At 67.2% G+C, this 21,935-nt stretch carries 21 protein-coding genes; 6 read left to right on the top strand and 15 right to left on the bottom strand.

Annotation, left to right across the window (positions count from 1 at the left end; all coding sequences use genetic code 11):
- The first annotated feature begins 160 nt into the window (after window positions 1-160).
- The 3 genes from HMPREF3114_RS09390 (at window position 161) to HMPREF3114_RS09380 (ending at window position 5,508) form a co-directional block, all read left to right on the top strand.
- Window positions 161-889: a response regulator gene (locus HMPREF3114_RS09390; RefSeq protein ID WP_005415886.1), complete on the top strand. Its 729-nt coding sequence runs from the start codon at window positions 161-163 to the stop codon at window positions 887-889.
- 6 nt (window positions 890-895) lie between these two features.
- Window positions 896-2,305, top strand: a complete 1,410-nt coding sequence (locus tag HMPREF3114_RS09385) for an ATP-binding protein (protein WP_053499929.1) — start codon at window positions 896-898, stop codon at window positions 2,303-2,305.
- A 176-nt stretch (window positions 2,306-2,481) separates the two neighbouring features.
- Complete coding sequence (locus HMPREF3114_RS09380; RefSeq protein WP_053499931.1) at window positions 2,482-5,508, top strand: ligand-binding sensor domain-containing diguanylate cyclase; 3,027 nt, start codon at window positions 2,482-2,484, stop codon at window positions 5,506-5,508.
- 411 nt (window positions 5,509-5,919) lie between these two features.
- Here the strand turns inward: HMPREF3114_RS09380 and rnt are convergent, their stop codons facing one another.
- From rnt to HMPREF3114_RS09305, 15 genes are all read right to left on the bottom strand, one after another.
- Window positions 5,920-6,504 carry a ribonuclease T gene (gene rnt / locus HMPREF3114_RS09375; protein WP_005408782.1) on the bottom strand — a complete coding sequence of 195 codons (585 nt, stop codon included), beginning with the start codon at window positions 6,502-6,504 and terminating at the stop codon, window positions 5,920-5,922.
- 234 nt (window positions 6,505-6,738) lie between these two features.
- Entirely contained in the window at window positions 6,739-7,260 is a 522-nt protein-coding gene (locus HMPREF3114_RS09370; RefSeq protein WP_012479631.1) for an HvfX family Cu-binding RiPP maturation protein, read from the bottom strand.
- Between the two features lie 25 nt (window positions 7,261-7,285).
- Window positions 7,286-8,041, bottom strand: a complete 756-nt coding sequence (locus tag HMPREF3114_RS09365) for an HvfC family RiPP maturation protein (protein WP_070489656.1) — start codon at window positions 8,039-8,041, stop codon at window positions 7,286-7,288.
- The gene (locus tag HMPREF3114_RS09360) at window positions 8,034-8,909 is read right to left on the bottom strand and encodes an HvfB family MNIO-type RiPP peptide maturase (RefSeq protein ID WP_070489654.1); all 876 of its coding nucleotides are present in this window, start codon (window positions 8,907-8,909) and stop codon (window positions 8,034-8,036) included. Before HMPREF3114_RS09360 ends, HMPREF3114_RS09365 begins: the two co-directional genes overlap by 8 nt.
- The gene (locus HMPREF3114_RS09355) at window positions 8,896-9,249 is read right to left on the bottom strand and encodes a hypothetical protein (protein ID WP_005415892.1); all 354 of its coding nucleotides are present in this window, start codon (window positions 9,247-9,249) and stop codon (window positions 8,896-8,898) included. Before HMPREF3114_RS09355 ends, HMPREF3114_RS09360 begins: the two co-directional genes overlap by 14 nt.
- A gap of 238 nt (window positions 9,250-9,487) precedes the next feature.
- Entirely contained in the window at window positions 9,488-10,195 is a 708-nt protein-coding gene (gene phoU, locus HMPREF3114_RS09350; RefSeq protein WP_005415893.1) for a phosphate signaling complex protein PhoU, read from the bottom strand.
- Between the two features lie 65 nt (window positions 10,196-10,260).
- Window positions 10,261-11,091: a phosphate ABC transporter ATP-binding protein PstB gene (pstB, locus tag HMPREF3114_RS09345; RefSeq protein WP_005408788.1), complete on the bottom strand. Its 831-nt coding sequence runs from the start codon at window positions 11,089-11,091 to the stop codon at window positions 10,261-10,263.
- Window positions 11,092-11,110: 19 nt separating this feature from the next.
- The gene (gene pstA / locus HMPREF3114_RS09340) at window positions 11,111-11,974 is read right to left on the bottom strand and encodes a phosphate ABC transporter permease PstA (protein ID WP_053499935.1); all 864 of its coding nucleotides are present in this window, start codon (window positions 11,972-11,974) and stop codon (window positions 11,111-11,113) included.
- Window positions 11,974-12,942 carry a phosphate ABC transporter permease subunit PstC gene (pstC, locus tag HMPREF3114_RS09335; RefSeq protein ID WP_012479635.1) on the bottom strand — a complete coding sequence of 323 codons (969 nt, stop codon included), beginning with the start codon at window positions 12,940-12,942 and terminating at the stop codon, window positions 11,974-11,976. The genes pstA and pstC overlap by 1 nt, the downstream gene beginning before the upstream one ends.
- Window positions 12,943-13,024: 82 nt before the next feature.
- Window positions 13,025-14,104 (bottom strand): phosphate ABC transporter substrate-binding protein PstS, encoded by a 1,080-nt coding sequence (pstS, locus tag HMPREF3114_RS09330; RefSeq protein ID WP_070489652.1) that lies wholly within the window; start codon window positions 14,102-14,104, stop codon window positions 13,025-13,027.
- Between the two features lie 407 nt (window positions 14,105-14,511).
- Entirely contained in the window at window positions 14,512-15,528 is a 1,017-nt protein-coding gene (gene pstS / locus HMPREF3114_RS09325) for a phosphate ABC transporter substrate-binding protein PstS (RefSeq protein ID WP_005415897.1), read from the bottom strand.
- Window positions 15,529-15,750: 222 nt separating this feature from the next.
- Window positions 15,751-16,962, bottom strand: a complete 1,212-nt coding sequence (locus tag HMPREF3114_RS09320) for an OprO/OprP family phosphate-selective porin (RefSeq protein ID WP_070489650.1) — start codon at window positions 16,960-16,962, stop codon at window positions 15,751-15,753.
- Between the two features lie 196 nt (window positions 16,963-17,158).
- Window positions 17,159-17,848 (bottom strand): endonuclease III, encoded by a 690-nt coding sequence (nth, locus tag HMPREF3114_RS09315; protein WP_053501078.1) that lies wholly within the window; start codon window positions 17,846-17,848, stop codon window positions 17,159-17,161.
- Window positions 17,848-18,201 (bottom strand): hypothetical protein, encoded by a 354-nt coding sequence (locus HMPREF3114_RS09310; protein WP_005415900.1) that lies wholly within the window; start codon window positions 18,199-18,201, stop codon window positions 17,848-17,850. The genes nth and HMPREF3114_RS09310 overlap by 1 nt, the downstream gene beginning before the upstream one ends.
- Window positions 18,202-18,205: 4 nt before the next feature.
- Complete coding sequence (locus tag HMPREF3114_RS09305) at window positions 18,206-18,988, bottom strand: enoyl-CoA hydratase-related protein (RefSeq protein WP_053501080.1); 783 nt, start codon at window positions 18,986-18,988, stop codon at window positions 18,206-18,208.
- 167 nt (window positions 18,989-19,155) lie between these two features.
- Between HMPREF3114_RS09305 and HMPREF3114_RS09300 the strand changes: the two genes are divergently transcribed.
- The 3 genes from HMPREF3114_RS09300 to HMPREF3114_RS09290 all read left to right on the top strand — a co-directional run bounded on the left by HMPREF3114_RS09300 (window position 19,156) and on the right by HMPREF3114_RS09290 (window position 21,777).
- Window positions 19,156-19,857, top strand: a complete 702-nt coding sequence (locus HMPREF3114_RS09300) for an FKBP-type peptidyl-prolyl cis-trans isomerase N-terminal domain-containing protein (RefSeq protein WP_005408797.1) — start codon at window positions 19,156-19,158, stop codon at window positions 19,855-19,857.
- Between the two features lie 217 nt (window positions 19,858-20,074).
- Complete coding sequence (locus tag HMPREF3114_RS09295) at window positions 20,075-20,878, top strand: CoA pyrophosphatase (protein WP_032954058.1); 804 nt, start codon at window positions 20,075-20,077, stop codon at window positions 20,876-20,878.
- Window positions 20,875-21,777, top strand: a complete 903-nt coding sequence (locus HMPREF3114_RS09290; protein ID WP_053501082.1) for a sulfurtransferase — start codon at window positions 20,875-20,877, stop codon at window positions 21,775-21,777. The genes HMPREF3114_RS09295 and HMPREF3114_RS09290 overlap by 4 nt, the downstream gene beginning before the upstream one ends.
- The last annotated feature ends 158 nt before the right edge of the window (window positions 21,778-21,935 follow it).

Raw genomic sequence — 21,935 nt, 5'->3', positions numbered from 1 at the left:
ATTGTGAAGACCGGGCGATGGACGGCTCAATCCTCGGGGTATGTCTGTATGTAACACTGTCGGTGAACAGGCGTAACCACAGGTATCCCGCCCGCGGGTGGATACACTGGTACGCATTGCCCCGGATGCGGTTCAGCTGCCGACACGGGATGATCGCGACATGGAGACTGAAAACCCGATGCATCGACTGCTGATCGTCGACGACGACAACGACATCCGCACGCTGCTGGCCGAGCAGCTCGGCCGCGCCGGCTACCAGGTGAGCACTGCGGCCGATGGCACCGCCATGCGCCAACTGCTGGACCGCGAGCACGTGGACCTGATCGTGCTGGACCTCAACCTGCCGCGCGAGGATGGTCTGACCCTGTGCCGTGACCTGCGTGCACGTTCGAACACGCCGGTGATCATGCTGACCGCGCGGGCCGAGCCGATCGACCGCGTGCTGGGCCTGGAAATGGGCGCCGACGACTACCTGGCCAAGCCGTTCGAGCCGCGCGAGCTGCTGGCGCGCATCCGCAACGTGCTGCGCCGGACCGAGGCGCTGCCGGCCAACCTGGAACCACTGGCGGTACGCCGCGCGCGTTTCTCGCGCTGGGTATTCGACCTCGAGCATCGCCACCTGGTCGATCCGGATGGCCGCGTGGTGGTGCTGTCCGGCGCCGAGTTCCGCCTGCTGCGGGTGTTCATCGCCCACGCCAACAAGGTGCTGTCGCGCGAGCAGCTGGTCGCGCTCAGCAGTGGCCGCAACTACGAGGCTCAGGACCGCGCGATCGACCTGCAGGTCAGCCGCCTGCGCAACAAGCTGGGCGACGATGGTGGCCCGGATGGACTGATCAAGACCGTTCGCAACGAAGGCTACGTGCTGGCCTCGTCGGTCAACCTGGAATAAACCGCGATGAAGCGCCTGCGCCATTTCCTGTCCTCGATGGTCGGGCGGTTGTTCGTGATCCTGCTGCTGGGCATGGCGGTGGCTGCGATCGGCGCGACCATGCTGGCCACCTCCAAGCGCCAGCAGGAGTTCGAGCGGCAGAACCTGAACCGCATCGCCGACCGCCTGCAGGGCTACGTCAACCTGCTGGACGGCAATCCGGAGCTGCGCGAGCGCCTGCTGGCGATCGGCGGGCCGAGCGTGCGCGCGCTGCAGCCGGGCGCACGCCTGGGGCGTGCCGACACGGCGCTGATGGAAGTGCTGGAAGACCGCCCCGGGCCGGTGTCGCGCGCGCACGTGCACTTCGCTTCGTTCCGCTCCTGCATTCCCAAACTGCAGGAGCTGCTGCCGCCGCCGCCGCCGGGCCACCGGCGGCCGCCGCGCGAACGCGACCCCGCGTTCATCCCGCCCAAATGCCGCGCGGTGGACGTGACCCTCAACGACGGCACGCTGCTGAAGCTGGCGCTGGACTCGCCGGCAGTGGCGCACAACGGCATCCTCGCCGTGGACCCATGGTTCCTGACCCTGCTGGTGCTGGCGATTGCCGTGCTGGCCTATATCGTCGCGCGCATGGCCAGCGCGCCGCTGCAGGAACTGGCCGCAGCCGCAGAAGACCTTGGCGATGACCTGCAGCGCGACCCGTTGCCACTGCGCGGGCCGCGCGAAGTGCAGCGTGCCGCCGAAGCCTTCAACGCCATGCAGCACCGCCTGCAGCGGCACCTGGCCGAACGCACGCAGATGCTGGCGGCGATCACCCACGACCTGCAGACGCCGCTGACACGGCTGCGCCTGCGCCTGGAGAATGTCAGCGACGAGGCCCTGCGTGAGCGCCTGATCGGCGACCTGGCGGCGATGCAGGCGCTGGTGCGCGAGGGCCTGGAACTGGCGCGCAGCGCCGAGAGTGCCGAGCAGCGCGCCGCACTGGACCTGGATTCGCTGCTGGAGAGCATTGTCGAGGACGCCGCCGAAGGCGGCGGTGATGTGGTCTTCGAAGGGGGCAGTGGTTCGGTGCTGATGTTGCGTCCGTTGGCCATGCACCGGCTGTTCTCCAACCTAGTGGACAACGCGGTGATGTACGCGCAGCGGGCCCGGGTGCGGGTTGAGCGCAGCGGCGGTGCGATTACCGTGGTGGTGGCCGATGACGGCCCGGGCCTGGCCGAAGAGCAGCTGGAGGCGGTGTTCGATCCGTTCGTGCGGGTGGAGACCTCGCGTTCGCGCGAAACCGGCGGGGCCGGCCTGGGCCTGACCATCGCGCGCGCCCTGGCCGAGAAGGACGGTGCCCGGCTGTGGCTGCGCAACCGGGCCGAAGGTGGCCTGGAGGCGGTGGTGCAGTGGCCGGCCAGTGCCCAGGTGGTGGCGCCCGGCCGCGCCGGCTGAGTCGGCGCGCTGCGGACGGTGACGCCGGGGCCGGAGTTTGGCCTATCATCTGCGCATCTCCCCAGTCTCCCCCCGATGAGCCAGCCCGTTCCTGCCGGCATGCCATTGCACGCTGCCCGGCTGTTCCCGCACGCTGCCGCGTCCTGCAGCCGCACCTGGCCGCCGCCGCTGCGGTGATGGGCGGGCAGGGGGACAAGAGGCGCTGGGTGGAGCGCCGCGCATCAGGATTCAGGCGGGCACTGCGGCAGGGCCTGTTGTGGCTGCTGCTGGCCCTTGCGCTGCCGTTGGCTGCGCAGGAAGGCGCGCCCCCGCTGCGCGACTACGCCATCGATGTATGGACCTCGCGCAACGGCCTGCCGCACAACTCGCTGCGCGACATCGCGCAGACGCCGGAAGGCCATCTCTGGTTCGCCACCTGGGAAGGGCTGGTGCGCTACAACGGCCTGGATTTCACCGTGTTCGACCGCAGCACGCGCCCGGGCCTGCGCGACAACGGCATCGGCGCCCTGTTCGTCGACCGCCAGGGCGGACTGTGGATCAGTGATTCGCGCGGCAACGTCAGCCACCGTGGCAGTGATGGCCAATGGCGGGTGTGGGAGCACCAGGCCGATACGCCGCAGGTGCTGATCCAGTCCATGCAGATGGACAGCCAGGGGCGGCTGTGGCTGCTGTACGAAGGCAAGGGCATCGGCTACCTGACGCCGGACAGCGGCATTGTCTACCAGGCGCCGGCGGCGGACCTGCCGATGGCGATGAGCTTCACCAGGCTGGTGGTCGATGCGCAGGACCGGGTCTGGGTCGGTACGCTGGACGGGCTGGTGCTGCGCGACAACGATGGCGTGCTCAAGCGCGCCCCCGCCGCATGGGGGCTGGGTGCCGGCAGTGGCCTGTCGTGGCCCTACCGCGCGCCGGATGGCGCGTTGTGGATCGTCGCCGGTGAGCGCCTGTACCGGGTGCAGGACGACCAGCTGGTGCTGGTGCACCGCCTGCCGGGCCAGCTGCACATGACCTCGATGCTGCAGGACCGGCACGGTGACCTGTGGCTGGGCACCGAGAACCAGGGCCTGCTGCGCATCTCCGCACATGGCCTGGAGCGACTGCCGGCCGGTCTGAACCTGCCGGGCGGACGCGTGGTCAGCCTGCGCGAGGATGCCGAAGGCAGCATCTGGGTGGGCGCCAACGGGGGGCTCTATCGCCTGCGCGAAACACTGTTCAGCAGCTACACCGAGCGCGATGGGCTCAGTGGCGATTACGTGCGCACGGTATTCGAGGATCGCGATCGCCAGCTGTGGGTCGGCAGCGCCAGCGGGCTTGACATGCGGACCGCAGACGGCCGTTTCCGGGCGATGCCGCTGCACAACCGCGGCGGCAAGGCACCTTCGGTGCTGAGCCTGGCACAGGGGCCGGACGGTGACCTGTGGGTCGGAACCTTCGGCGATGGGGTCTACCGGCTCGGCCGTGACGGCCACCTGCGCCACAACTACGCGGCAGCCGACGGCATGCCGGGTGGCAACATCCGTGCGATCAGCGTTGATTCCCAGGGCGTGGTCTGGGCCGGCACGCAGAAGGGCGTGGTGCGCATCGACGGCGACCATGTGCAGGTCTCGAACGTGCCGGGCATGCCCGGCGGCCTGATCACCGCGCTTGAGCATGACCATCAGGGCAACCTGTGGATCGGCACCATCGAAGGTATCCGCGTGCTGCGCGGCGACCACGTGCAGTCGATCGACCTGGCGCCGCTGGGCGGTGGCCGCAGCGTGTTCGGCTTCCACCAGCTGGGCGACGCGATGTGGATCAGCAGTGATCGTGGCCTGTACCGTTGGCGCAACGGTGCGCTGGCGCGGGTCGGCCTTGAGCAGGGCATGCCGGTGGATGCGGTGTTCCAGCTGGTGCCGGATCGCCTTGGCAATGTGTGGATCAGCAGCAATCGCGGCGTGTTGCGCACCGACATGGCCACCCTCAACGCCGTGGCCGATGGCCGCACGCCGCGGGTGGGGGTGGAGCGTTACAACGAGATCGACGGCATGGCCAATGCACAGGCCAACGGCAGCTCCAGCCCATCGGCGATCCTGCGCCAGGACGGCACGTTCTGGGTGGTCACCGCCGGCGGCCTGAGCACGGTCGACCCGCAGCGCCTGCAGCGTTTCCGCGAGCGGCCATCGCCGCCGGCCGCGATCGAGAGCGTGCAGGTGGATGGGGCGCCGGTGCATTGGGAAGGGCGAGATCGCAACCATATTCCCGGGGGGCGCCGGTTGGCGGTGAGCTATGTCGGCCTGAGCTATCTGATGTCCGACCGGATCCGCTACCGCACGCGGCTGGACGGGCTGGATGCCGGCTGGGTCGAGCGCGGCCCGCAGCGCAGCGTTGAGTTCGTCGGCCTGCCGCCGGGCGACTACACCCTGCATGTGGCGGCTGCCCATCCCGGCGGCAGCTGGGGCCAACAGGAGGCGGTGTGGAGCTTCACCGTGGAACCGTTCTGGTGGCAGCGCCGCAGCGTGCAGGTGCTGGCGGGGATGCTGCTGCTGACTGGACTGGTGGCGCTGTACCGGCTGCTGCTGCAGCAGCTGAAGGCCAGCAACCTGCGCCTGGCACGGCGGGTGGACGAAGCGACCTTCGACCTGCAGGCCAAGACGGTGCACCTGCAGGCGCTGAACCAGGAAAAGACCGAACTGGCCGAGCGCTTGGCGCGCCAGGCCGAAGCCTTCGAGCGCCAGGCCCGCGAGGATGTGCTGACCGGCCTGGCCAATCGCCGCGCCTTCGACGAAACGTTGGCGCGTGACTTCGCCCGGTCCCAGCGCAGTGGTCATCCGCTGTGCCTGGTGGTGCTCGACATCGATCACTTCAAGGAGGTCAACGACCGCCACAGCCACAGCATCGGCGATGCCGTGCTGGTGCAGGTGGCGTCATTGATCGCAGCGGCCTGCCGCGACTCCGACCTGCCGGCGCGCACCGGCGGCGAAGAGTTCGCGCTGCTGCTCAACGACACCCGCCTGGAGGAAGCCGCACAGCTGTGCGCGCGACTGCGTGGCCTGTTCCATGACCATCCCGATTGGGCCGGCGTGGCGGGCCTGCGTGTGACCTTCAGTGCGGGCCTGGTAGAGCTGGATGCCGACGACCGCACCCCGGCGCTGCTGTGCCAGCGCGCCGACCGCGCGCTGTACCGCGCCAAGAGCGACGGCCGCGACCGCACGAGCATCGGTTGATCGCATCCACGCATGGCGTGGATCTACTGGAGTGCCGCACCAACCGGCGGTGCCGACCAATGGTCGGCACCCACCAAAGGAGTACCCACCACAGAGGTCGTCGGCAGCCCCAACGAGCGCAGCGATCCGCTGTTGCTCCTGCTTTTCTGATCTTTCCGTGGCACCCAGCAACGTGCCCTTGGCCGGACGGGTGGGCTGCGCAGGGGCGTGAGCCGCATGGGCCTGAGGCATGCCTCGGGCGGGTTGGGCCGGATGCCCAACCCCGGTCTTGCCGTGTGCGCAGGACAGCGCACACGAGCAAGCGGCGACCGAGCTTACATGGACGTACTTGCAGCGTCCCCTGCGCAGTCCACCCGTCCGGCCCAACTGATGATTCGCTTCACGCCACGAGGGGCGCCGCCGTTGGCCGCTTCACCGCGGCCAGGCGTTGGCGATGGTGCAGAACAGCCGCGCGGTCTGCTCGGTGTCATACACCGCACTGTGTGCCTCGTTGGCATCCCAACCCAGCCCGGCGGCGGTGGCCGCACGCGCCAGCACGGTCTGGCCGTAGGCGATACCGGCCAGGGTGACCGTGTCGAACACGCTGAACGGGTGGAACGGGTTGCGCTTGTGGCCGGTGCGGGCCACGGCCGCGTTGACGAAGCCGAGGTCGAAATGGGCGTTGTGGCCCACCAGGATCGCGCGCTGGCAGCCGTACTTCTTCATCGCCGCACGCACCGGAGTGAAGATGTGGTCCAACGCCGCTTTTTCTTCCTTGGCCAGCCGGAACGGGTGGTCGAGGATGATGCCGGTCACTTCCAGCGACTTCGGGTCGATCTCCAGGCCCTCGGCCGGGACCACGTGGGCACTGGCGGTCTGGCCGGGGTAGAGCAGGCCGTTCTCGTCCATCTCGATCGGCACCGCAGCGATTTCCAGCAGCGCATTGCGCTGGCTGTCGAAGCCGCCGGTTTCCACATCCACCACCACCGGCAGGAAGCCGCGGAAGCGTTGTGACATCGCGCGCTGCGCCTGGGGTACTGCGGAATCGGGAGCGGCGGCAGGTGCGGAGGGGGAGTCAGTCATGCGTGAATTCTAGCAGAGCGACCCTGAGCGCCCGGCCAGCTTTCTGTGCATGGGCTCCCTGCGTGGGCGTGTGTCGACCAAGGTCGACACCTACCGGGCACCGCACGCTCTGGATTCCGGTAGGTGCCAACCTTGGTTGGCACACGGCGCGCCAACCCCGGTCGGCATCTAGCGCACCGCAGGCCGTGCCGTCGTGACCGATGGCTGCCACCGGGCCAACCAGGCGTCCACGCTCAGCTTGCCGGCGCCAGTGAAGATCAGCGGCAGCAGCATGGCCATGAACAGCACCGGCAGCTTGAAGTTGCCGTAGCCCTGGTCGCTGATGGCATACCCCATCGCGAGGTCACCCAGCGAATTCCATTGCATCGGCCAATGCACCGCATAGGTCGCCACCACGGTCAGCACCAGTAGGCTGGCGGCGGCGAAACGGGTACCGAAACCAAACAGCAGGCAGGCCGCGCCGACCAGTTCGAACCAGGTGGCCAGCTGCCAGTTCAGCGCAGCAGGCAGTTGGTTGAACGGGAACGGGAAGGCGCCCTGCAGGTCGGCGAACCAGTTCTGGCCGTGCAGCTTCTCACGGCCGGATTCGAAGTATTCCCAGGCCAGCAGCACGCGCAGGCCCAGCGGCGCCAACCAGGGGGCGAGACGGTCCAGCCGGCCGCGCGCGGCGGCCAGGAGCGGCAGGTTCATCGTTGGATCTCCAGTGGAAGAGGCGTCAGGGCGGGGGTGCGAGCGGGCCGATCACGCCGGCCTGCAGGAACTGCAGCAGCAGTGCAGCACCGGGCTCGGCCAGTGCGTCTTCGGCCAAGCTATGCGAGGTGGCCAGCTGCTGCAGGTACGTCTGTCCTTCCAGGCCGGGCCGTTCGCCGATGCTGGCCAGCAGGTGTACCGCCAGCGGGCTGAGCGCGGCGAATCGCACTTCACCGTCGGCTTCGCGGCGGACCAGCAGGCCGGTGGGTTCTGGAAGGGGCTGGGTCGGCGCATCCTCTGCACCGAGACGGTGCACCGGCCATTGGTACAGCAGCGGCCATGCCAGCGGCGAACGCCGCAGCGGCACCCGAAGTGGATCAGTATCGCCAGGCGCAGGAAGCGGTTCGGCCTGCAGCTGGTACAGCGCGGTTTCCACCCACTCGTAGTGGGCCAGTTCGGCCAGCGCCGGGTGCGGCAGCTGCGGCTGCGCCTGCAGCCACTGCACGAACTCGGCGGCCAGTTCGGTGAACAGCGGTGTCTGGCAGCGATGGGTGGCGAAGTAGTGGCGCACCAGGGCGCTCCAGGCCGGTTCGCCAAGCAGGCGCACGCAGACCGGGAAACCGTTGCTCAACAGGCCGAGCAGGTTGTTGAACAGCAGGTGCCGATATACCGCGACCCGGCGTGGCTCCAGTCCGGCCGGTGCGGGTACCGCCTGCGGGTTGCGCAGGTGCGCGGTGAACGCGTGCTGCTGCGCGCGCAGGGTGTCGGCGGAATCAGCCATGTGTCGCCCCGGCATGTGTGGCCTGCAGGCGGCGGATGGTCTGCAGTTCGCCCTGCAGTTCTGCATACGGCGGGAAATTGAAATCGCGTTCGAGCAGGGTGGGACGCGGGCCGATGCGTGCATAGGTACGCGCCAGCAGCGCCCAGACCGGATCGATCACCGCGCTGCCGTGGGTATCGATCTTCAGGTCGGGTGCCTCGTCCAGGTGCCCGGCCACATGCAGGCAGACGATGCGCCGTGCAGGCAGGCCGGCGATGAAGGCATCGGCATCGTAGCCGTGGTTGCAGGCGTTGACGTAGACATTGTTGACGTCCAGCAGCAGGTCGCAGTCGGCTTCGGCAAGCACCGCATTGGTGAAGGCCAGTTCGTCCATCGCTGGCGCGGGTGCCAGGTAGTAGGACACGTTCTCCACCGCGATACGGCGGCCGAGCAGGTCCTGCACCTTGCGGATGCGCGCGGCGGTATGGCGCACGGCTTCGTCGGTAAAGGGAATCGGCAGCAGGTCGTACAGGTGGCCGTCGTCGCTGCAGTAGCTGAGGTGCTCGCTGTACAGCGGCACGCGGTGCTTCTCCAGGAACCGGCCGACCTGTTCCAGCAGCTGGGTATCCAGCGGTGCACTGCCGCCCAGCGACAGCGACAGGCCGTGGCAGCTCAGCGGATGGCGCTGCGCCAGTTCGGCCAGGGCATCACCGGCCGGGCCGCCGACATGGATCCAGTTCTCCGGTGCGCATTCGAGGAAGTCGAAGTCGCCTTCCGGGGCGTCACGCAGGTCCTGCAGCAGCGCCCGGCGCAGGCCCAACCCGGCGGCCGCCGCACGAAGCGGCGACCGCGGGTGGACGAGGCTGGCGCGGGCGTCAGTGCTTGCCACCGCACTTGCCTTCGCCGCACTTGCCTTCAGCCGACTTCGTGTCGCCGGCCTTGGCCTTGGCGCCCGCTGCGCCGGCAGCCTTGCCCTTGTCGGCACCGCACTTGCCTTCGCCGCTCTTGCCGTCGGCGCCGCACTTGCCTTCGGCGTGCTTGGTCGCGTCAGCGGCCATCTTGTTATCGGCGGCTTTGGCATCGGTGCTGGCCTTGGCCGCCTGGCCGGCCACCAGGTAGCCCTGGGCGAGGTCGCTCATGCTCAGGGCCGAGGCACTGGCGGTCATGCCCAGGCCGGCGGCCAGGGCGGTAGCGGTCAGCAGGGACAGGGTCTTGTTGGAACTGCTCATCGGTCTTACTCCTGGGTGGTGGGCAGGTGCCCGGGGTGAATCGATGGTGCAGCGATCCTACTCAACGAATCCTCGCCAAGAACTCAAATTTTCGTGAGATTTGTTACAGAAGCATCCGGAAGGTCTGCGCCGGGCAAGCACGGCGCCCACAACGCGGGTGGAACACCGCAAAAAAAGAAAGGCCGCTGTCACAGGACAGCGGCCACCTTGGAGTCGACTCCGGTGTTGCAGTGCAGCGTCAGGGCTGGCCGGTGCTGGAGGTCTCGTCGCGCTTTTCACGCGGTGGCAGCGGCTGCTCGCCATGCACCAGGAACCACACGTTCTCGGCGATGTTGGTGGCGTGATCGCCCACGCGCTCCAGGTTCTTGGCCATGAACAGCAGGTGGGTGCACGGGGTGATGTTGCGCGGGTCTTCCATCATGTAGGTGAGCAGCTCGCGGAACAGCGCGGTGTACTGGGCGTCCAGGCGGGCGTCGTCCTCGCGCAGTGCCAGCGCGGCCTCGGCATCGTTGTCGCGGTAGGCGGCGATGGCACGGCGCACCTGCTGCGCGGCCAGGCGGCCCAGCGCGCGCAGGCCCTGGATCTGCGGCAGCGGCGGCACCTTGCCCAGCGCGATCGAGCGCTTGGCCACGTTCGCTGCATAGTCGCCGATGCGCTCGATGTCGGCCGGGATGCGCAGGCCAGCCAGGATCTCACGCAGGTCGCGCGCCATCGGCCCACGCAGTGCCAGGCGCATCACGTCGTGGCTGATCTGCTGCTCAAGCGCGTCGATCGCTTCGTCGTTGGCGATGATGCGATGGGCGGCGTTCTCGTCGCGCTTCTCGATCACGTCCATCGCCGCTTCGAGCTGGGCGACGGCCATCTCGCCCATGCGCACGATTTCGGCCACCAGGCGCTGCTGCTCCTCGTCGTAGCTCTTGACGATGTGGTCGTTGGGAAGATTCATGGTCTGCAATCCGGGTAGAGCCAGGCCATGCCTGGCTGGAACATGTGGCGAAGGATCAGCGTCGATCAGCCGAAGCGACCGGTGATGTAGTCCTCGGTCTGCCGCTGCGACGGCTGCGAGAAGATCACTTCGGTGCGGTCGTGCTCGATCAGGTCGCCCAGGTACATGAAGGCGGTGTAGTCGGACACGCGCGCAGCCTGCTGCATGTTGTGGGTGACGATCACGATCGTGTACTCGTGCTTGAGTTCTTCCACCAGCTGCTCGATGCGGCTGGTCGAGATCGGGTCCAGCGCCGAGGTCGGCTCGTCCAGCAGCAGCACCGACGGGCGCAGGGCCACGGCACGGGCGATGCACAGGCGCTGCTGCTGGCCACCGGACAGGCCCAGTGCGCTCTGCCCCAGCTTGTCCTTCACTTCGTCCCACAGTGCGCCCTGGCGCAGTGCCTGCTCGACGCGGTCGGCCATGTCGGCCTTGCTCAGCTTCTCGTGGTGGCGGATGCCGTAGGCCACGTTCTCGAAGATGGTCATCGGGAACGGCACCGGCTTCTGGAACACCATGCCGACCTTGCTGCGCAGGCGGTTCATCGGGTACTTCGGCGACAGGATGTTCTCGCCGTCCAGCAGCACTTCACCGCGCGCCTCCAGCTTCGGGTACAGCGCATAGATGCGGTTGAAGATGCGCAGCAGCGTGGACTTGCCGCAACCGGAGGGACCGATCAGCGCGGTCACGCGCTTTTCCGGGATTTCCAGGTTGATGCCCTTCAGGGCGTGGAACTTGTCGTAGTAGAAGTCCAGTCCACGCGCAGCCAGCTTCACCGGCGACGGCGTGTGCAGGCTCTCGTGCGAGGACGGCACGGCGATGCGCTGCATCGGCACGGCGTTGGAAAGGTCGTTCATGGCGTTATCCACGGAAAGGTCAGTCATGGGAGATACGGTTGCGCAGCAGGATGCCGCGGGCGGCAAGGCTGACCAGCAGCACGAAGACAGTCAGCACCAGGGCACCGGCCCAGGCCAGTACCTGCCAGGATTCATACGGGCTGCCGGCGAACTGGTTCATCACCACCGGCACCGAAGCCATCGGCTGGAAGATGTTGTTGTTCCAGTACTGGTTGCCGAAGGCGGTGAACAGCAGCGGTGCGGTCTCGCCGGAGATGCGGGCCAGCGCCAGCAGGATGCCGGTGATGATGCCGGCCGAGGCACTGCGGTACAGCACCTGCACGATCACCTTCCACTGCGGGATGCCCAGCGACAGGGCCGCTTCGCGCATCTGCGAGGGCACCAGACGCAGCATTTCGTCGGTGGTGCGCACCACCACCGGCAGCACGATGAAGGCCAGCGACAGCGCACCGGCGAACGCCGAGAAGTTGCCGCCGGTCTGCATCACGTACAGCGTGTACACGAACAGGCCCAGCACGATGGACGGCGCCGACAGCAGGATGTCATTGACGAAGCGGACCACGGTGCCGACCTTGCGGGCGTTGCCATACTCGGCCAGCCAGGTACCGGCCAGCACGCCCAGCGGGGTGCCGATGCCGATGGCCAGTGCACACATCACGGCACTGCCGAAGAAGGCGTTGGCGAGGCCGCCGTCCTGCATCGGCGGCGGCGTCATCTTGGTGAACAGATCCCAGTTGATGCCGGCCAGGCCCTTGGAGGCCAGGGTGAACAGGATCCAGCCCAGGAAGAACAGGCCGAACAGGGCGGTGGCGCAGGACGCGGTGATCGCAACGACGTTGCCGATGCGGCGGCGCAGGTACAGCGAATCAGCGGTGGTGGACATCAGTTGCCCTCCTTGCGGGACAGGCGCATCAGCATCAGGCGGGCGATGGCCAGCACCACGAAGGTGACGATGAAGAGGACGAAGCCGAGCAGCAGCAGGGCCGAACGATAGGTTTCAGTGGCTTCGCCGAAATCATTGGCGATCAGCGCGGCGATGGTGGTGCCCGGTTCCAGCAGCGACGGCGACAGGCGCACGCTGTTGCCGATCACGAAGGCCACCGCCATCGTTTCGCCCAGCGCGCGGCCCAGGCCGAGGAAGATGCCGCCGATGACCGCCGAACGGGTGTAGGGCAGGACGATGTCCCAGCTCACTTCCCACTTGGTGGAGCCCAGCGCGTAGGCCGATTCCTTCAGGCGGGTGGGCACGGTCAGGAACACCTCGCGCATCACCGAGGAAATGAACGGAATGACCATGATGGCCAGCACGAAACCGGCGGTGAGCATGCCGATGCCCAGCGGCGGGCCCTGGAACATCGGGCCGATGACCGGCCATTCGCCCAGGGTCTCGTTGAGGAACGGGGTGACGTACTCGGTCATCACCGGCACCAGCACGAACAGGCCCCACATGCCGTAGATGATCGAGGGGATGCCGGCCAGCAGTTCGATGGCGGTACCGACCGGGCCACGCAGCCAGCGCGGCGCGACTTCGGTGAGGAAGAAGGCGATGCCGAAGCTGACCGGCACGGCGATGACCATCGCGATGACAGCGGTGACCAGGGTGCCGTAGATCGGAGCCAGGGCGCCGAACTTGTTTTCGACCGGATTCCAGTCAGCGGAGAAGAAGAAGCTCAGTCCCTGCATCTGCAGGGCATGGCGACCGCCCCACAGCATCGACAGCGCGGCGCAGGCCAGGGCGATCAGTACGAAGATGACGGTGCCGACCAGCACCCATCGGAACAGTTTGTCGTTGCGGGCATCACGCGCATCACGCGTGGACGGGGCGGCTACAGGCTGGGCGATGGCATTCATGGGGACGGCTGGGCCAGGAAGGGGCGGGGCGGCACGGCGTGGAAGAGGCGGTGCCCGCGCGGGGCGGGCACCGTCGTGTCCATCACTTCAGGTCGGTCGCCCAGTAGGCCTCGATCTGCTTGACCAGTTCGGCCGGCAGCGGCACGTAGTGCAGCTCGTTGGCCTGGGCCTGGCCGTTCTCGAAGGCCCACTTGAAGAAGGCCAGGGTGTCCTGGTTGCGCTTGGCGTCCTTCGGCTTCTTCTGCATCAGCATGAAGTTGGTGGCGGTGATCGGCCACGCCTGCTCGCCCGGGGCGTTGGTGATGACCAGGTTGAAGTCCTTGGCGCTGGCCCAGTCGGCGCTGGCGGCCGCAGCGGCGAAGGTTTCCGCGCTCGGCTCGACCCAGTTGCCGGCGGCGTTCTGCATGGCGGTATACGGCATGCCGTTCTGCAGGGCATAAGCCAGTTCGACGTAGCCGATCGAGCCCTTGATCTGCTTCACGTAGGACGCAACGCCTTCATTGCCCTTGCCACCGACGCCGTCCGGCCACTGCACCGAGGTGCCTTCGCCGACCTTGCTCTTCCACTCCGGGCTGACCTTGGACAGGTAGTTGGAGAAGTTGAAGGTGGTGCCCGAACCGTCCGAACGGTGGACCAGGGTGATCTTGCCGTCCGGCAGCTTCACGCCCGGGTTGGCGGCGACGATCGCCGGGTCGTTCCAGGTCTTGACCTTGCCAAGGAAGATGTCGGCCAGCAGGGCGCCGCTCAGGCGCAGCTTGCCGGCTTCCAGGCCTTCGATGTTGACCACCGGCACCACGCCGCCGATGGCCGACGGGAACTGCGCCAGGCCGGCCTGGGCCAGCTCCTCGCTGCTCAGCGGCTTGTCGGACGAACCGAAGTCGACGGTCCCGGCCTTGATCTGGGCGATGCCGCCGCCGGAGCCGATCGACTGGTAGTTGATCTTGGCGCCGGTGCTGGCGTTGTAGTCAGCCGACCACTTGGAGACCAGCGGGAAGATGAAGGACGCGCCCGCGCCGGACACTTCGGCGGTCACCTTGGCACCGGCGGCGGCCGGAGCGGCGGCAGCCGGCTGCTGCGCGGCCTGCTTGTCGCCACCGCAGGCCGACAGGCCCAGGGCGATGGCCAGGGAAAGGGCGGCAAGGCCGGCCGAGTGCAGTTTCATGGTCACTCCATAGCGGGGAAGAGCCGACGTGGTCGGCGGATGCGGCTATGAAATGATGTTTTTGTTACAGCCGTATTACGACCATGACAGAGGTGTCCTGGATCACGTTCTGACAAGGGTTTCACGGGATTGGCCCCGATCCCGCAGAGCCCGGGATGCCCCGATTTGCGCACCGGTATGACGGCGGGTTGGTCCTTGCAGCGTCAATGCGCGACAGCTCCTCGCCCACGGTAGGTGCGGACCGTTGGTCCGCACGCTCCAGAGCGCAGCCGAGCGTCGGCTCGGCTCTACAGAGGCAGGTGCATCCCCGAAAACAAGAAGAGCGCGAGATCTCGAGGATCTCGCGCCCGGGTGGGAGCGGCGGGGGAGAGAGGACCCGCCGCCCCCGTTCCTGCGGGGGAACGCGCTTACTTCAGGTTCTGCGACCAGTAGGTCTCGATCTGGCGCACCAGGCTGTCCGGCAGCGGCACGTAGTCCAGCTGGCGGGCCTGGGCGTCGCCGTTCTTGTAGACCCAGCGGAAGAACTCCTGGGTCGCCTTGCCATTGGCAGCATTCTTCGGCGTCTTCTGCACCAGGATGAAGTTGGTCGCGGTGATCGGCCAGGACTCGGCGCCCGGCGCATTGGTCATCACCAGGTAGAAGTCGCGGGCGTTGGCCCAGTCGGCGCTGGCAGCGGCGGCAGCGAACGAGGTGTCGCTCGGCTGCACGAACTTGCCGGCGGCATTCTTCATCGCGGTGTAGGAGAGCTTGTTCTGCAGCGCGTAGGACAGTTCGACATAGCCGATGCCGCCCTTGATCTGCTTCACGTAGGCGGCAACACCTTCGTTGCCCTTGCCGCCGATCCCGGCCGGCCACTGCACCGAGGTGCCTTCACCGACCGAGCTCTTCCACTCCGGGCTGACCTTGGACAGGTAGTTGACGAAGTTGAAGGTGGTACCCGAGCCGTCCGAACGATGCACGACGGTGACCTTGGCGTTCGGCAGGGTTACGCCCGGGTTCAGTGCGGCGATGGCCGGGTCGTTCCAGGTCTTGATCTTGCCCAGGAAGATGTTGGCCAGCACGGCGCCGTCCAGCTTCAGGGCGCCCGGGGCGATGCCGGCCACGTTGACCACCGGCACCACGCCACCGATCACCGACGGGAACTGCGCCAGGCCTGCAGCAGCCAGGTCTTCCGGCTTCAGCGGCGCATCGGAAGAGCCGAAATCAACGGTCTTGGCCTTGATCTGGGCAATGCCGCCGCCGGAACCGATGGACTGGTAGTTGACCTTGTTGCCGGTTGCGGCGCTGTAGTCGGCCGACCACTTGGACATGACCGGGTAGATGAACGATGCGCCCGCGCCGGTGATGTCGGCGGCGTTGGCGGCGAACACGGACGATGCAGCCAGGATGGCGACAGCGGCGCGCGATTTGAAGGCGTGGATCACGGGGAGACTCCTGGGGTGGTGGTCGAAGGGCGGTTGCCCGACGTTTCGGTGCACATTCCATAACGATTGCGTGACACGTCCGCGTCTGTCATATGACGCGGGCGTGACACGCGTCATGAGGGATGTCGCGTCCGCTGTGCCGGCAGCACGGCACGGGTATCGCTGCAACGACGAAGGCACGGCCGGGGCCGTGCCTTCGCGGTTCAACGCAGGTGGCTGGGCTTACCAGAAGAACTGCGCGCGGGCTTCCAGGATGTTGGGATCGTCGTTGACGAAACCGCGCGCCGCGGAGCTGTACTTCTTGCTGTCGACCATCACGTAGTTGAGCATCAGCTTGAAGTTGGAACGCAGGTACCAGTTGGCGCCCACGGTCCAGATGTCCATCTTGCCGCCCAGCACGCCATCGACGATCGGCGGGCGACCGGCGACCGGATTGGCGGCGAGGTTGCCGTCATTGAGGTCCATGTGGTCGTAGCGCACGCCCAGCTGCCACTGGCCGCCGGCCGGGTTGTTCGGCAGGCCGGTGCCCGGAGTGCCGCCCTTGTAGCTCCAGGTCTCGCCGGTGACGTTCCATACGCCGCTGATGTAGTAGCCGTCGCTGGTGTAGTTGTCGTGGTCGTAGCGCTTGGCCTTGCTGGTGTAGTACTCGGCCTGGGCCTTGAAGGGTCCCTGGAAGTACATCGCTTCGGCACCGATGGTGCTGACGCGGTCGGTGTCGGTCAGGTTGCCGCTGTCAACCAGGCGGGCAGTGGCGAGGTCGGCATTCGGACGCGCACGCACGCGCAGGGTGTCGGCGTCGGCGTCGTAGTTGACGTAGCTCAGACCGAAGTGCAGGACCTGGCCCTTTTCATTGATCGGGGCCCAGGTGCCACGCGCGCCGTAGCCGCTGCCGTGGGCCAGGTTGCGGGTCAGCTCGCGGCCGAAGGCGCTGGCGGTCACCGACCAGTTGTCCTGGCCGTAGCTGTACGCGCCGCCCAGGCGGCGGGCGATGGCATAGGTATTGGTGACCGCTGCCTTGGAAATGAAATCGTTGTTCTTGGTGCTGGACAGTTCTTCCAGGCTGTTGGGCTGCTTGAACTGGCCCAGCTGCAGGAAGTGGTTGGCGTTGCCCAGCAGCTTGTACTTCACGTTGGTGTCGAGGAACTTGTCGGCCTTGGCGTCATAGCCGACCACCCACTCCACGTTGCCCGGGCCCTTGCCCTTCAGCACCAGCTCGGCGCGACGCAGTTCGAATTCGCTGTTCTTGCCGTTGCCGGCGTCGCCACCGTTGAGGTCGACCACATCGTTGTGGAACCAGTTGCCGTCGGCCTGGACCAGGCCTTCGAAGGTGATTTCCGAACCGCCGATCACGTCGATGGCGACTTCGGCGTGTGCAGCCGGCACATACAGCGCAGCAGCCACGGCCACCGTCAGGAGTTGGTGATGCAGTTTCATGGAGAGGAGCCTTGCAGGCAGGTGGGAAGATGCGCGCAGGCTAGAAGGTAAAGATTGCGTAAATGTGACAGTTCACGCGCGGCAGACATCCGCCGCAGGCCCCGTCACGGCAGGGCCTGCCATTGAAACCGCTTGCGTATGACGCCCGGATTGCGACCCGGTTGCAGTAGAGCCACGCCCTGCGTGGATGCTGCCGTCACTCGGCCGTGGTCTTTTCCTTGAACCGGCACAGGTCGGCGATCACGCAGCCCGGGCAATCCGGCTTGCGCGCCTTGCACACATAACGTCCGTGCAGGATCAGCCAGTGATGCGCGTCGAGCAGGAACTCGGCCGGGATCACCTTCACCAGCTTGTCTTCCACTTCGCGCACGTTCCTGCCCGGCGCCAGTCCTGTGCGGTTGGCGACGCGGAAGATATGCGTGTCCACCGCCATCACCGGCTCGCCGAACGCGGTGTTGAGCACCACGTTGGCGGTCTTGCGCCCGACACCCGGCAGCGCTTCCAGCGCTTCGCGATCACGCGGCACTTCACCGCCATGCTTCTCCAGCAGGATCGCGCAGGTGGCGATCACGTTCTTTGCCTTGGCATTGAACAGCCCGATGGTGGCGATGTACTGCTTCAAGCCATCCTCGCCGAGCGCAAGGATCTTCGCCGGCGTGTTGGCGACCGGGAACAGGCGGCGCGTGGCCTTGTTGACGCCGACGTCGGTGGCCTGCGCCGACAACGCCACCGCTACCAGCAGCTCGAACGGCGAGCTGTACTCCAGTTCGGTCTTCGGGTGCGGGTTGAGTTCGCGCAGGCGGGTGAACATCTCCACCACGTCGGCGCGTGGCATCGTGCCGCCACGCCGCGCCGGGGCGCGTGCGGTTTTTTTCGTGGTGGCCATTACTGTTCCTTGCCACTGGCGCGGGCCTTGGCCCGGGCCAGAATCGCGGCTGCCGCAGCGGGCAGGGCGGGCTTCACGTCCGGGGCTGGTGCCGGGGTGCGACGTGCATCGCGCTCGGCCTCGCGGCGGGCCAGGCGCACCGCACGGGCACGGTAGCGTTCGCGTGCAGCCCAGGCCGCGCGCAGTTGCTGCTGGGCCTGGCACAGGCGTTGCGGAAGGTCGGGGTGGTCAGGCAGCAACCGGTCGTCGCCGGCACGGACGATGTAGTCCATCAGCCCGGCCTGCAGGGCACCATCGAGATCGTCTGCCTGGACCCGGGCGAACAACTGCGCGGGGTTGGGTCGGGATGCCATGGCGTCAGCGGTTCTGGAAGGCCGGCGCGCGGCGTTGCAGGAAGGCGCTGGTGCCTTCGCGCATGTCCTCGGTGGCGAACAGCAGGCCGAACTGCGCACTTTCGTATTCCAGCCCGGCCTCCAGGCTGCATTCGCCGCCCACGTGCACCGCGTCGAGCAGGCCACGCAGGGCCAGCGGGGCCGAGCGTGCCAGCTGGCGGGCGACGTCCTGCACCCGGTTGTCCAGCGCGTCGGCCGGCACGACTTCGTTGACGATGCCCAGTTCCAGCGCACGCGCGGCGTTGATCGGCGCCCCCAGCAGGCACAGCTCCAGGGTGGCGGCGCGGCCGCACAGGCGCAGCAGGCGCTGGCTGCCGCCGAAGCCGGGGATCAGGCCGAGGTTGATTTCCGGTTGGCCGACCTTGGCGGTATCTGCGGCGATGCGCAGGTGGCAGGCCATCGCCAGTTCCAGGCCACCGCCCAGTGCGAAACCATTCACGCGTGCGATGACCGGTTTGGGCATGCGTTCGATCTGGCGCATCAGGGCCTGGCCCAGCAGCGAGAAATCACGTCCCTGAACGGCGCTGAGCGTGTTCATTTCCGCGATGTCGGCACCGGCCACGAACGCCTTGGGGCCCGCCCCGGTCAATATCACGACGCGCACCTCCGGATCGGCGGCGGCGTCGCTGAAGGCATCGGCCAGGGCCTGCAGGGTCGCGGCGTTGAGGGCATTGAGCTTGTCCGGGCGCTGGACGGTCACGGTGCGGATGGCGCCGTCGTCAGCGACAGCGATCAGGGCATCGGCCACGGGGAAACTCCTGGAACGTTAAAAAAAAGTGATATTGAACTCTGGAAACGCAGACGGGTCATAGCCTGCATCGTGAGTAGCGGTTACACGTTGCGCCCGTTATCCTAACCCGTCGCCTCAGGGCGGCGCAGAACGTCCCTGAGTTACCACCCCTGGAGAACTGTTTGATGAAGTTGCGTTCTATCGCGGTCGCCGTCGCGGCCCTGGCCCTGACGGGCAATGCCTTCGCCCAGGACGTCTCGTCCGAAAAGGGCAAGCTGAGCTACTACTTCGGTTACGACTACGGCAACAACCTGGCGGAGCTGACCGGTCGTGGTGAGCAGCTGGACATCAACTCGGTGGTGAAGGGCCTGCAGGATGCCTACGCCAAGAAGCAGCCGGCGATCACCGCCGAGCAGCTGAAGCCGGCCGTTGAAGCGTTCCAGAAGCGCGAGCAGGGCCGTGCCCAGGCCGCCAAGGCCGAGTACGAAAAGGCGGCTGCCGAAAACAAGACCAAGAGCGACCAGTTCATCGCGGCGAACAAGGCCAAGGCCGGTGTGCAGTCCCTGCCGAGCGGCGTCCAGTACCGCGTGATCGAGGCCGGCAAGGGTGCCAAGCCGACCCAGGCCAGCACTGTGCAGCTGGAAGTGGCCGGTCCGTTCCCGTACGGTCAGCGCCCGACCGAAGCCCGCCCGGCCCAGCAGATCCCGTCGATCAAGGTCAGCGAAGTCGAAATGAAGGCCATGCGCGAGACCCTGCTGCAGATGCCGGCAGGCTCGAAGTGGGAAGTCACCCTGCCGCCGGACCAGGCCTACGGTGCCGATCCGCGCACCCCGTTCCCGCCGAACGTGGCTGTGCAGTTCGAGATCAAGCTGGTCAGCGTCAAGTAAATCGAAGCAGCAAACGAAACGCGCCGGTGATTCCACCGGCGCGTTTTTGTTTGCGCAGTCCCTGACGGTAGAGTCGACTGTCAGTCGACTGTTTTTGGGTCACATCGGGGAAACGCCCGCGCTGCGCGCGCGAGTCGACTGACAGTCGACGCTACCGTCCGGCTGGGCCACCCGCGCAAATTCAGCCCGATCGCGCTACTGTTGGCGGGTGCAAACAATGGAAGAAACGGCGCGTGTTGTCGCAAGTCCCTGCATCGGAGTGTGCACGCTGGATCCGCACCGGCAATGCGCCGGCTGCGGGCGGCATATCGATGAGATCGCGCGGTGGTCGTCGATGAGCAACGAGGAACGCAGCCGCATCCTGCATCGCGTGCAGCCCCTGCGGCAACAACTGCAGCAGTCCCTGCGCGGTTCGCTGGCCGACCACGAACGACTGATGCGCGCGCTGCACCCCTTGGCCCAACCACCTGCGGGCGACGGCTGGAACCGCAGTGAGCTGGTCGACCTGCTGCCGCCCGGGCCTCCAGTGGAGGCTGCGGTGCTGGCCGGCATCGTGCCGCGCGCCAACGGCGCACAGGTGATCCTCACCCGTCGCACCGAAACACTGCGCACCCATGGTGGCCAGGTCGGATTCCCCGGTGGCCGCACCGAACCCGATGACCGCGACGCGCTGGCGGCCGCGCTGCGCGAGAGCCAGGAAGAAATCGCATTGGCGCCCGGCCAGGTGCAGGCGCTGGGGTATCTCGATCCCTTCGTCACCATCACCGGCTACCGCGTCACGCCGGTGGTGGCGGTGGTCGATCCGGAGTTCGTGCCTGTGCCGCAGCCGAGTGAAGTGGCCGAGGTATTTGAGGTACCACTGGATTACCTGATGGCGCCTGACAGCCTGCGCCAGGTCGAAATCAACCATCGCGGCCGGGTACGCCACGTGCTTGAGTATGGCTGGCCGGGCCAGCGCATCTGGGGGGCGACCGCCGCCATTCTCTACAACCTGCGTCGCCGCCTGGAGCAAGTGCAATGAAGCTGATCGATCCGCCGTGGACCACCCTGGTCGATGTCGCCACCCTGGCTGCCGCGTTGGGCGAAGGCATCCGCGTGGTCGACGCACGCGCCACTGCCAGCACTGCGGTGCGGGTGGTCGATGCGCGCTCCTCGCTGGCCGACCCGCAGGCGGGAAGCAGCCAGTATCTGGCAGGTCATATCCCGGGTGCGGTGTATGCCGATCTGAATCGTGACCTGTCTGATCTGTCGCGCGTCGGCCATGGTCGCCATCCACTGCCGGACAGCGATGCCTTTGCTGCGAAGCTGGGGCAGTGGGGCATCGGCCCCGACACCCAGGTGGTGGTCTACGATGGCAGCGACGGCAGCATGGCCGCCTCGCGCCTGTGGTGGCTGCTGCGCCTGATCGGTCACAGCAGGGTGGCCGTACTCGACGGCGGCATCGCCGCCTGGCAGGCCGCCGGTCACACGTTGGAAAGCGGCCAGGCTGAAGTGACAGCGCTGCCTGCCTACCCGGACCGCTTCGACACCACCCAGATCGCCAACGCCGATGAAATCACCGCGCGGCTGAAGCATGCGCCGGGCTGGCTGGTCGACGCGCGGGCGGGTGAGCGTTTCCGTGGTGAAGTGGAGCCGCTGGACCCGGTGGCCGGGCATGTGCCGGGCGCGGTCAACCGCCCGTTCGCATTGAACGTACTCGACGGCCGCCTGCGCGACGCACAGGAGCTGCGCGCCGAACTGCAGGGCGTGATCGGCAACCGCGATCCGCAGCAGGTGGTGCTGATGTGCGGTTCCGGCGTGACCGCCTGCCATCTGCTGCTGGCGATGGAAAGCGCGGGCCTGAGCGGCGCGCGCATCTACGCCGATTCCTGGAGCGGCTGGGTGAGCGACAGCAGCCGCCCGGTGGCGACCGGCGCCTGAGCCGGGCGGGGTCGGATCCGTTTTCCAACGGAGAACGGCTCTGACCCCATCAACCGAAAATCGGGGTCAGAGCCCGTTGCGTAGCAACGGGAGCCGACCCCGTGTCGATTCGAAGGATCGCGGAGAACTGTCGAAGGCGGGGTGGGTCCGGTTGCGGG

It is taken from the genome of Stenotrophomonas sp. HMSC10F07 (assembly GCF_001807895.1).
GTDB lineage: Bacteria > Pseudomonadota > Gammaproteobacteria > Xanthomonadales > Xanthomonadaceae > Stenotrophomonas > Stenotrophomonas sepilia.
This window is presented reverse-complemented; position numbering and strand designations above follow the sequence as displayed.